The 9,950-nt window shown below is 57.9% G+C and carries 13 protein-coding genes; 4 read left to right on the plus strand and 9 right to left on the minus strand.

Annotation, left to right across the window (positions count from 1 at the left end; all coding sequences use genetic code 11):
• Positions 1-453 precede the first annotated feature (453 nt).
• Entirely contained in the window at positions 454-993 is a 540-nt protein-coding gene (locus MR825_RS13370) for a methylated-DNA--[protein]-cysteine S-methyltransferase (RefSeq protein ID WP_186907280.1), read from the plus strand.
• A 27-nt stretch (positions 994-1,020) separates the two neighbouring features.
• Here MR825_RS13370 and MR825_RS13375 read toward each other — a convergent pair whose 3' ends face one another.
• Both MR825_RS13375 and MR825_RS13380 read right to left on the minus strand, forming a co-directional pair.
• The gene (locus tag MR825_RS13375; protein ID WP_186907281.1) at positions 1,021-1,428 is read right to left on the minus strand and encodes a cytidine deaminase; all 408 of its coding nucleotides are present in this window, start codon (positions 1,426-1,428) and stop codon (positions 1,021-1,023) included.
• Positions 1,429-1,499: 71 nt separating this feature from the next.
• The gene (locus MR825_RS13380) at positions 1,500-2,717 is read right to left on the minus strand and encodes an MFS transporter (RefSeq protein ID WP_287881161.1); all 1,218 of its coding nucleotides are present in this window, start codon (positions 2,715-2,717) and stop codon (positions 1,500-1,502) included.
• 201 nt (positions 2,718-2,918) lie between these two features.
• Between MR825_RS13380 and MR825_RS13385 the strand changes: the two genes are divergently transcribed.
• Together MR825_RS13385 and MR825_RS13390 are read left to right on the plus strand one after the other, a co-directional pair.
• Positions 2,919-3,122, plus strand: coding sequence for a helix-turn-helix transcriptional regulator (locus tag MR825_RS13385; RefSeq protein WP_186907283.1), 204 nt, complete (start codon positions 2,919-2,921; stop codon positions 3,120-3,122).
• On the plus strand, positions 3,119-3,547 hold the full coding sequence (locus MR825_RS13390) for a DUF6442 family protein (RefSeq protein WP_186907284.1): 429 nt from the start codon (positions 3,119-3,121) through the stop codon (positions 3,545-3,547). The genes MR825_RS13385 and MR825_RS13390 overlap by 4 nt, the downstream gene beginning before the upstream one ends.
• 252 nt (positions 3,548-3,799) lie before the next feature.
• Here the strand turns inward: MR825_RS13390 and MR825_RS13395 are convergent, their stop codons facing one another.
• From MR825_RS13395 to MR825_RS13425, 7 genes are all read right to left on the minus strand, one after another.
• Entirely contained in the window at positions 3,800-4,177 is a 378-nt protein-coding gene (locus tag MR825_RS13395; RefSeq protein ID WP_186907285.1) for an SdpI family protein, read from the minus strand.
• Between the two features lie 144 nt (positions 4,178-4,321).
• Complete coding sequence (locus tag MR825_RS13400; RefSeq protein ID WP_186907286.1) at positions 4,322-5,608, minus strand: polysaccharide deacetylase family protein; 1,287 nt, start codon at positions 5,606-5,608, stop codon at positions 4,322-4,324.
• A gap of 99 nt (positions 5,609-5,707) precedes the next feature.
• Complete coding sequence (locus MR825_RS13405; RefSeq protein WP_186907287.1) at positions 5,708-6,223, minus strand: Gx transporter family protein; 516 nt, start codon at positions 6,221-6,223, stop codon at positions 5,708-5,710.
• A gap of 43 nt (positions 6,224-6,266) precedes the next feature.
• Positions 6,267-6,683, minus strand: coding sequence for a NusG domain II-containing protein (locus MR825_RS13410; protein WP_207723722.1), 417 nt, complete (start codon positions 6,681-6,683; stop codon positions 6,267-6,269).
• The gene (locus tag MR825_RS13415) at positions 6,652-7,686 is read right to left on the minus strand and encodes an FAD:protein FMN transferase (RefSeq protein ID WP_186907288.1); all 1,035 of its coding nucleotides are present in this window, start codon (positions 7,684-7,686) and stop codon (positions 6,652-6,654) included. Before MR825_RS13415 ends, MR825_RS13410 begins: the two co-directional genes overlap by 32 nt.
• A 165-nt stretch (positions 7,687-7,851) precedes the next feature.
• A complete protein-coding gene (locus MR825_RS13420) occupies positions 7,852-8,112 on the minus strand; it encodes a hypothetical protein (protein WP_186907289.1) in 261 nt (86 codons plus the stop codon).
• A gap of 131 nt (positions 8,113-8,243) precedes the next feature.
• Positions 8,244-8,456 (minus strand): cold-shock protein, encoded by a 213-nt coding sequence (locus MR825_RS13425; RefSeq protein ID WP_186907290.1) that lies wholly within the window; start codon positions 8,454-8,456, stop codon positions 8,244-8,246.
• 257 nt (positions 8,457-8,713) lie between these two features.
• Here MR825_RS13425 and MR825_RS13430 point away from each other — a divergent pair, with 257 nt between their 5' ends.
• On the plus strand, positions 8,714-9,766 hold the full coding sequence (locus tag MR825_RS13430; protein WP_256174982.1) for a D-alanine--D-alanine ligase family protein: 1,053 nt from the start codon (positions 8,714-8,716) through the stop codon (positions 9,764-9,766).
• Positions 9,767-9,950: the final 184 nt, after the last annotated feature.

Here is a 9,950-nt window from a genome sequence, read left to right on the forward strand (position 1 = left end):
TAAAAAAAAGCCCTGTAAAGAGATATAGGGGTAGTTTGCGCTTTTTTATGTGATTATTTTATCAGAAAAGATATGGGAGATGTGAGGATAAGATGTATAAATTAGATTTGATAATAAATAGTTCATGAAACAACCCTGCCACAGCGAGGAAGGTTATTGCATTTCCCTGTCTTTCGTGGTAAAATGTAGTTGTAAACCACCAGAGAAACCAATCTAATTTTACCGTTGATAGCCATTTCCTTGATAGCCAAATGATAGCAAAAGTTCGGCAAGCCCATAGGATAAGGATAATAGGTATCAGGAAAAATCAAATGATATCAAATCTCCCAAACAAAAGCGTTTAGAATTAAGTTTCATTTTGCGAGTGGGAGTAAGCGTAGCCGGAGAATGCCGGATGGAGCCGAAGAATAGTTTGCAGATGGATAAGGCGTCTGAACAGGGGAGGGGATATTCATGTATTATACGGCGCGCTATTGGTCTCCAGTGGGGCCGCTTCTGCTGGCGGGCAGGGAAGACGGCCTGATAGGGCTGTGGCTGGAGGGACAAAAGTATTTTGGAGCCGGTTTGCCGGAGCAGCGGGAGCAGCGGGAGGATCTTCCCATCCTGCGCAGTGCAAAGGAATGGCTGGATCGGTATTTTGCAGGAGACCGGCCTGCAATTGCAGAACTCGCCCTTGCGCCGGCCGGCAGTCCCTTTCGTCAGGGCGTTTGGCGCATCCTGTGCGAGATCCCCTATGGCCAGGTGACCACCTACGCGGCCATCGCAAAGCAGATGGCGGAGCGCATGCAGCGCAAGACCATGTCCGCGCAGGCAGTCGGCGGTGCGGTGGGACATAACCCGATTTCCATCATCATCCCTTGTCACCGGGTGGTCGGAACGAATGGGAGCTTGACCGGTTATGCCGGCGGCGTCGACAAAAAACGCAGGCTGCTGGAATGGGAGGGCGCCGACCTTTCCAGACTGTCGGCTCCCGCCGGAGAAGCCGCGCGATAGCGGCCCCCGGCGGGACTGCGCCTGGAGTCATCGCGGCGCCTTGTCCAGTGATTTTGGCCCGAAGCTGTGGGGCAAGAGCTCGGACAAGGAGCAGGAGACGAACGTATGATCGCCCCGGGCGACCAGCAGCCGGAGCGCGGGTGCAAATTCGCTGAGCATCTGACGGCAGGCTCCGCAGGGCCAGCAGTAATCAGCGGCGGCGCCTACCACGGCAAGACGGATAAAATCATCCCGGTGCCCTTCGCTGACCGCTTTTACCAGTGCGGTACGCTCGGCGCAGATGGTAGAGCCGTAGGCGGCGTTCTCCACATTGCATCCGGTATAAACGTCCCCGCCGGCACACTCCAGCGCGGCCCCCACTGGAAAGCCCGAGTAGGGCACATAGGCATGCTTCAGCATTGTAAAGGCAAGCTCCACCAATTCCTGGTCTGTCATCGAAAAACCTCCTTGCTCCTAAAACGGCCTCGCATGGGATATCCATGCGAGGCCATTTTAGCATGTTTTTCTCAGGACTTCAACTTATCACAGTTGCGTACGGCGGGCAGAGCCAGACCCAGCACGCCGCAGAAAAGGGTGACGACGCCAGACAGCAGAAACCAAACGGTGATGCCGGTGCGGTCGGCCAGCAGAGCGGTGGCGACCAGTCCAACGGGGGATGCCAGCGTCATGATGGCCCCGGACAGGCCGAGCACCCGCCCCAGAAATTCCGGCGCGACCTTTTCTTGGATCAGAGCCATAAAGACCGAATTGAAGAAGGGGCAGGTCAGCCCCATGAACAGGGAGAGGACGGCAAAGGTCCAGAAGGCGGTGGGAGGCAGCAGGCCGGTGGCCACCAGAACGACGCCCAGGGCGAAGATGGAGCTGAGCATAGTCGCCATCTTATCCCGAAAACCGCCCCAGAGCCCCAGGATCACGGAGCCTGCCAGCATTCCAATGGAGAAAGCGGTCTCCACGACCGCGGCGGAGGCGGTGTCTCCGCCGAAGTACTGCATGCTCATAAGGGGGAACAGGGCGGACACCGGCATGAAGGCCACGGAAAAAAGCGCGCAAATCAGGCAGAGCTCCCACAGCCAGCGGTGCGAGCGCAGCACTGCAAACCCCTCTTTCGTATCCCGCCAGATACGCAGGCGCTGCTCCGGCTGTCCCACACGCAGTACGGGCAGGCGCGCGAAAAGCAGTCCGCCGATGGCAAAAAGTGCTCCCAGCGTGTCCGTCAGAATGATCCAATGGAGCGGCAGAGCGGCATACAGCGCGGCGGCCAGAGCAGGGGAGAGCAGCATAGAGACCGTCTGGATGCCCTGGCTCCAACCGGCGCAGCGGGTCAATGCGTCCGGCGGTGCGATCAGAGGCGTTACCGCCTGAATGCAGGGCGCGTGAAACGCGCCGCCTGCGCTGCGCAGGGCCAGCACCAGAATAATGGGGCCGGGGGTCAGGGTCACGGCGGCGGCCGCCAGAGCCAGTGCCAGGGACAGCAGGCCGATGGCGCCGTCTGCAGCGGCCATAAGGAAGCGCCGGTCAAACCGGTCGGCAAAGGCCCCGGTAAACAGGGATAGAATGCCCTGGGGCAGCAGAGCGGCGATGGTGGCCGCCGACAAGACGGCGGAGGAGCCGGTCTGATCGGTAAGGTACCAGATCAGGGCGTATTGAGAGACCATGCTGGTGAGGATCGAGAGGGCCTGCCCGACCCAGAGGGTGACAAATTTTTGCTTCCAGTGTGGTATCATACACTCACATTCCTTTCCCAGCCGCGGTAAAGGAGCACAATTTTACCACACCAGCGCCCGGCTGTCAAGCGAAAGCAGTGGGAGGCTATTCATAATTTTGTATGGAACACGAATGGAAAGGACACTTGACATTATGTAATTTATATGATATGGTTCAGACATGGAAAGGAAGCTTTCCGTTCAAGAAGGGAGGTTGGGAAAATGAAAAATAGACTGGAAGAATTAAGGAAGAACCGAGGCATTAAACAAGAGGAATTAGCCTCAGTACTTGAAGTATCCCGTCAAACGATAGGTTCTCTTGAAAACGGGCGCTATAATCCCTCCATTCTTCTGGCTTTCAAAATCGCAAATTTTTTTGGAATGAGTATTGAAGAAATCTTTATTTATGAGGAGGATGCAAAATGAAAAATACAAAACATTGGCTCATCACTGGAAGTGGCATTGCTTTATTGGCAGTTGGTTTTTTCCTTATGAAAAATATAGACAATTCCAACAACTTCCTGATGAACCTGCCTTATGTATTCGTAGGAATTGGTTCTGGCGTTTTTGGGTCTGGCATGGGTAGTATTGTTACAAGTAGAACCTTAAAAAAACACCCAGAAACACAGAGGGTGCTGGAAATTGAGAAAAAAGATGAACGAAATATTGCAATTTCTAATCGTGCGAAGGCAAAAGCTTATGATGCTATGACATTCGTATTTGGTGCGCTGATGGTCTCCTTCGCACTGATGGGGATTGAACTGGTTGCTGTATTGCTTTTGGTGTTTTCGTACTTGTTTGTCCACGGCTATGGAATTTATTATCGTTGCAAATACGATAGAGAAATGTAAAAAAATACAGAGGTAGGTTTTATGCCTGTCTTTGTATTTTTTGAATGGAAACAGCGGAAATAGTATTGTTCAAACGATTTTTGGGATATTAAAATTTTCCTTAAACCCACCGTGTTTTACGGATAGCCCAGTGGGCGTCCCTTTTACGCTATTTGTGCATGCTTAAAATCTCCGGCAATTTGACTATACATTGAAAAATATTTGCTTGCATGCTAAAATGCCCATAAGCATAGCAGTGTAATAAATTCCGATTTATCGTTTCATCCCATATTCGTCGAAATTCTGTTTTAACGCCCTTTCTGTAAAAACAAGAGGAAGACACATCACAGCACATTGCAATAGTACGATAATGCCTCCGGTCCATCCGATCGTATCAATCTCCTTGTGGAATACAAGTGCCATTACGATAACGGAAGGTATGGTTGTCACTATCCCTGTCAAAAGCCAAATACGTCCTGCATGTTGATGGGCAAACATCCAAGTGTCCATATTTTTCATAGACATCGATGTTCTGTACCCATAAAAGGCATTTATGTTTTTTGGCGGCTTCTTTATAAAAATCGTCCCGAACGCGATCATTGTCAGAGGAATTAGTAACGTCATTACCAGCATGAATATCCAAAATCCCATCGTTCCGACCCTTTACAAATCAGGATTTGTAAGGAGCAGTCTCATTTTTTGAGGCTGCCCCTGGTTCTTTTGACGAATGGTACCCGAAAAGCAAAAATAAGGTAAAGGGATCACTGGGCCCGGCCGAAAGCCGGGCCCAGTGCTTCATGTCTCAGGCCAACGTACGCCCAGATTGGGACGTACCTCCAGGTCAATGATCTCGCGGCAGTCGTAGAAGGGCATATAGCGCTCCACATCCTTGCCGGTGTTGCCGCCCCGCAGCGTGGTTCCGTCCGGATGCATCCGGTCGCAGATGACGGCGGAGATATCCTTTTTGACATAGGAGAAGGAATTGACGCCCACGCTGGCGAAGACCCGGAAGCCCTGATTCTGGAGGTACTGGAACACAGGACCGGTGGTGTGCCAATCGTCTCCGTCGGGCCGGGCGCCGTGGGGATAAAAGAGGATATTGGTGGGTCCCACCAGAGTGCCCACCTCCTCCTGCCAGCGGACGGTGTCCCGCTGGATCTTTTCCAGGGACCAGGAGGACAGGTTGATGTGTCCCCAGGTATGGGAGCCGAAGGTCCAGCCGGTCTCCTTCAGGCGCTGCAGGATGGGCTTGACCGCTTCGATCTCCGCGGCACGGTTTGCGTCGAAGGCGGGCCGGGCCGGGTCGTCCGCGGCGATGTCGATATCGTTCTGCGTGCGGTAGCCCAGGATTCCCTGATATCCCGTCAGAGAAAAGATGGCCTTGGCGCCGTTCAGTGAGAAATCCGGATGCGCCAGCACGAATTGATCCAGAAGGGTCGTGGCGTCCAGGTCCTGCGTCAGGAAGGTCTGCTTGGTATAGGGATCGGTGCACTCCGCCCAAATCTGACCGTCGTCCCCCAGCACCAGCTTGGAGGTAAAGCCCTGCTCCAGCATATATTCGTAGTAGTTCACATCATCGAAGGAGATGACAAGGGGCTTTTTCCCCTCGGGGAGCATAAGCGTATTGCGCTGCATCCGGGCCACGCCGTCCTCGCCGGTGACCTCGCTCCAGACGTCCTCCATTGCGACCAGAATGAAACCCTTGTCGTAGACGCTTTGAATGATCTTGTTGAACTCATCCACCGTGACCATCCAGTCGTCCAGTCCCTCTTTTTCGGATTGGGTGGCGCTGCAATCGTGGAATGCCCACTGGGGATACGCGATGATCGGATGGAAGAACAGATGCTCCACCGGCTGCTCCGGCCCCCAGGCCTGCGTGAGCTGATCCTCGCTCCAGTAGGTACGTACTGCATCGTAAGGATCGGCGGGCTTGGGCGTTGCGGTAGGGGCGGGGGTGGCTACCGCCACCGGGCTTTGACTGTCGGCGGGCTTGCGTTCGCCATCTCCGCCGCAGGCGGTCAAAGGAAGTGCCAGTGCCAGCGCCAGACCCAGCGCGGCGAGGTGCTTGAGTGTCGTTTTCATTGGTATCGGTTCCTCCCGCGAGTTGTTTTTCTTGATTCGGATATACTCTATGGTACGACAGGAAAAGGCAGAAGGCCTCTCAAAAGGGTAACAAAAAAATTAAGATTTTCTTTCAAGCGGCTGCGGTACTCGATGGACCAGCAGAATACAGGCCCCGCCTGTGACTGTGCCGGTGATCAGGGAGCACAGCAGCAGCGGCGGCAGGTAGACCAAAGGCGCACGGGTACCCAGCACCGCCATGGCGGCCAGGATCTGCCCGGTGTTATGAGCGGCGGCGCCGGCGACGGACACGCCGAACAGGGACAGGCCCCGCATATGCAGCAGCAGGAACATCGTCCCCAGCGCCAGCAGTCCGCCGGTCAGGGAGAACGCTAAGGACATGAGATTGCCGCCCAGCAAGGCCCCCAGCAGGCATCGGGAGACCAGGATCAGCAGGGCCTCGCGCCCGCTCAGGCGGCACAGGGCGTATACCGTCACCAGGTTGGCCAGGCCCAGCCGCAGGCCGGGCAGCGGGAACAGGATGGTCAGGGGAACCAGCCCCTCCGCCACGGAGAGAGCCAGTGCCAGAGCGGTGAGCACCGCGCAGCGGGTCAGCCGCCGGATGGAGCCGGACAAGCGGCAGCACCTCCTTTTTGAATCGGTTGGAGCGCCGGGGCGGTCATCCCGTCACCGCGTCGAAATCAGTCTGGGCCTCTGCGCCGGACAGGGAAATGACCAGCCGGTTGGGCAGACAGATGATCTGATCCCCCGCCCGGTCGGCCCAGCCGGTATGGACGCAGTCCTGGCTGGGGCAGCCGCTTTCCAGCACGCGGATGCGCCCGGGCTCAGCCTGAATGACCATGGGATAAGCCCCGCCGTCCACCGCCAGCTCCACAGGGGAGGTCAGGGCATTCAAGTCGTACTCGGCCACCAGTACACCATCTAAGACGATCCGGGCCGTCAAAAGGTTTCCGGAAGCCGGCCGAAGACCGAAAAAAAGCGCAGCGGCACACAGGATCACCAGCAGCGCCAGCACGCCGTCCCCAATCGTGGGGCGGCGGCGTTCAGCGGCGGGCCGTTTCACAGGTGTATCCATGCTCCTCCCCCCGAAATGCAAAGGTGAGTCCCTCCGTGACGGTGACGACGCCGTCGCTTCCGCATAGGATCAGCTCGAAATCGTCCCGGCTGCGCCAGTAATCCAAGGCGGCCTGCCTGCCTGCCACGAAGAGGGCGGTGGACAGCGCGTCGGCCAGCAGCGGGTCGGAGGAGACCACGGTGACGGACAAAAGCCCGCTGTCGGCGGGATAGCCGGTCTCTGGATCAAGGATGTGGTGATAGGTTATGCCGTTTGCCTCAAAATACCGCTCATACCCGCCGGAGGTGGAAAGCGTTTTGTCCCGCAGAGAGACCACGCCCAACTGACGCTCGGTGTCCTGCGGATCTTTTACCGCCACCCTCCAGTCCGCTCCGTCCGGCTTGGAACCCAAAACGGTGATATTGCCCCCCAGATCCAGCAGGGCGGAGGTGCCTCCGGCCGCCCGGATGGCATCGGCGGCGCGCTGGGCGGCAAAGCCTTTGGCCACGGCGCCGAGGTCTACCGCCATTCCGGGCTCCTCCAGCCGGGCGGAGGCATCGTCCTCCGCTACCGTCAAGGCGCGCCAGTCCACCAGGGCCAGCGTGTCCGCCAGCGTGTCCGGATCGGGCACATGCCGCTCTTCCCGGGTGAAGCCCCAGGCGTCCATGACGGGGGCGATGGTAATGTCAAAGCATCCGGGCAGGTCTTGGGAGACGGACTGGGCAAAGCGCAGCAGCGCTCCCAGCTCCGGCTCCACGGCTAAGGCGCTCCCGTCTCCGGCATGGGTGTTGAGCAGGGCGATCACGCTGTCCTCCCGGGTGCGGGAGAGCATCTGCTCCAGCCGGTCGATCTCGGCCCGGGCGGCCTGGACGGCGGCTTCGCCGTTCTCGTCCAGCACATTGACCGTCATGATGGTATCCATGGCAAAAAACTGTTCCGAGGCGCCCACATCCCCAACGGTGGGAGCGCCGCAGGCGGACAGGGACAGGGACAGGGCGAGGAAAAGCGGAAAAAGGCGTTTCATGGCATACTCCTGTTTTACCCTCGGGAACAAGGGAAATTCATTCAGCCTATTCTAACATAGTTTCTCCCGGCAGGAAAGAGAAAAACAAACAGGGGCCCGCCGGAACCGGCGGGCCCTGGGGGCAGTGTCGTCTAAGTAGCCGCCCCGGTTGGGGCGGCAGATCGGTCAGCTGCAGCGAGTGCAGCCGCAGTCGGTCTCATCGTCGCTGTCCCACAGGAACGCGGGATAAGAGACATAAACAGGCCATCCGGCGGTAGACGCGCCGCTGTCCTCTGAGAGGCGGGACAGCTCGGAGAAGGCGGACAGGGCGGTTACGCCGTTGTTCCTGCACTCACGCTCACAGCAGCGGCAGTCGCAGTCGGATCTGCATCCGCAGCGGCAGCCGCGGAAGGAGGAGACGCTGTTACAACCGTTCCAACAACACATGCAAAGCAACCCCCATTCGATTTGCGGGAACCGGACAGTCCCCACACCGACAGTATATGCCGGGAAGGCGCGCGGGGTACAAAAGCGCCCCCCGCCCATCAAGGGCGGGGGGCGCTTCAAGGCTGACCCAATCAGGCAACGCGGACGTTGACAGCGCGCATCTTGCTGCTGTTCTTGGGATCGGGCTCCACATCGTAAACGACCTTCTGGCCCTCCTGGAGGGTCTTGAAGCCGTCGCACTGGATGGCGGAGAAGTGAACGAACACGTCGTCGCCGCCCTCGTCATTGGAAATGAAGCCGAAGCCCTTGGTCTCGTTGAACCACTTGACAGTACCCTGATACATATTGGTACCTCCTGAAAAAAGATTGGAGCCAAATGTCAAAACAAAAAACCCACATCCCTGTAATACCGTCGAACGAGCCGACGATGACTACAAACATGTGAGTTCAGGCCGTGCATTTTGACTACTTTCTCACTATAGCATCCCGGCTGCTTTCTGTCAAGGGTCAATTCGGAAAAGAGTTGAGTATAGGATGATATTGTGCTATAATATACCACTAGTGCGTATCATTCTATTATCTCTCTGTTTCGAGGTGTGTTATGAAGATCGTCGTGTTGGCGGGGGGACTCTCCCCGGAACGAAACGTATCTCTTTCCACGGGGACGATGGTGACCGAGGCCCTGCGGGGACAGGGGCACCGGGCCGCCCTGGTGGATCTGTATTTTGGACTGGAGGACGATGCGGGCGCGCTGGAGGAGCTGTTCGACGCCGATGTGTCTGCGGCGGCCAAGCGCATCAGCCGTCAGGCGCCCGACCTGGAGCAGGTGAAGGCCGCGCGCCGTGACAAGAGTCCCAGCCTGTTCGGACCCAACGTGCTGGAGCTGTGCCGGCTGGCGGACGTGGTCTTTCTCGCCCTTCACGGCGCCTGCGGGGAGGACGGCCGCGTGCAGGCCGCGTTCGATCTGCTGGGCATCCCCTATACGGGGGCCGGGTATCTGGGCAGCGCCATCGCCATGGATAAGGACCTGACCAAGCGCCTGGTCGCCGACGTGGTGAATACCCCCGGCTGGAAGATGGTGGACGTCCGGGCGGAGGACATCGACGGCCTGGTGGCATCGGCCCGGCTGCCCCTGGTGGTCAAGCCGGTGGCCAGCGGTTCTTCCATCGGCGTCTCCATTGTCCATACGCCGGAGGAGCTGCGCCGCGCGCTCACCGACGCGCTGGCCCTGGGTGGGCGTACCGTGCTGGAGGAATATGTAAAGGGGCGGGAGCTTCAGGTGGGCATTCTGGAGGATGAAGCGCTGCCCGCCATTGAGATCATCCCGAAGCAGGGCTTTTACGACTATGAGAACAAGTATCAGCCCGGTGCGGCGGAGGAGGTCTGCCCGGCGGACATCTCCCCGGAGACAGAGGCAAAACTGCGTTCGGCGGCGGTACGGGTGTATGAGACACTGGGGCTTTCCGTGTACTCCCGGGCCGATTTTATCCTGGACGGCGCGGGCGAGATCTGGTTTTTGGAGATCAATACCCTGCCCGGCATGACCCCCACCAGCCTGCTGCCTCAGGAGGCGGCCGCGGTTGGGATCGGCTACAGCGCGCTGTGTGAGCGCATCGTGCACGCCTCGCTGAAGGCCCGCCGCGCCGGAAGGTGACGGCCGCGGGCGGCGCCGGCGGGTACGGAACGAAAATTGGGACGTGAGGAGAATTTCATGGAGCCGATGACCATACGGGAGATCCTGCAGGCCGTGGACGGCCGTATGCTGGGAGAGTTCGGGGATTTGAACCGGGAGGTATCCCGCGTGGAGACCGACAGCCGTACCATCCACGCGGGGAGCC

The sequence above is a fragment of the Lawsonibacter sp. genome, assembly GCF_022777125.1.
In the GTDB taxonomy this organism is placed as follows: domain Bacteria; phylum Bacillota; class Clostridia; order Oscillospirales; family Oscillospiraceae; genus Lawsonibacter_A; species Lawsonibacter_A hominis.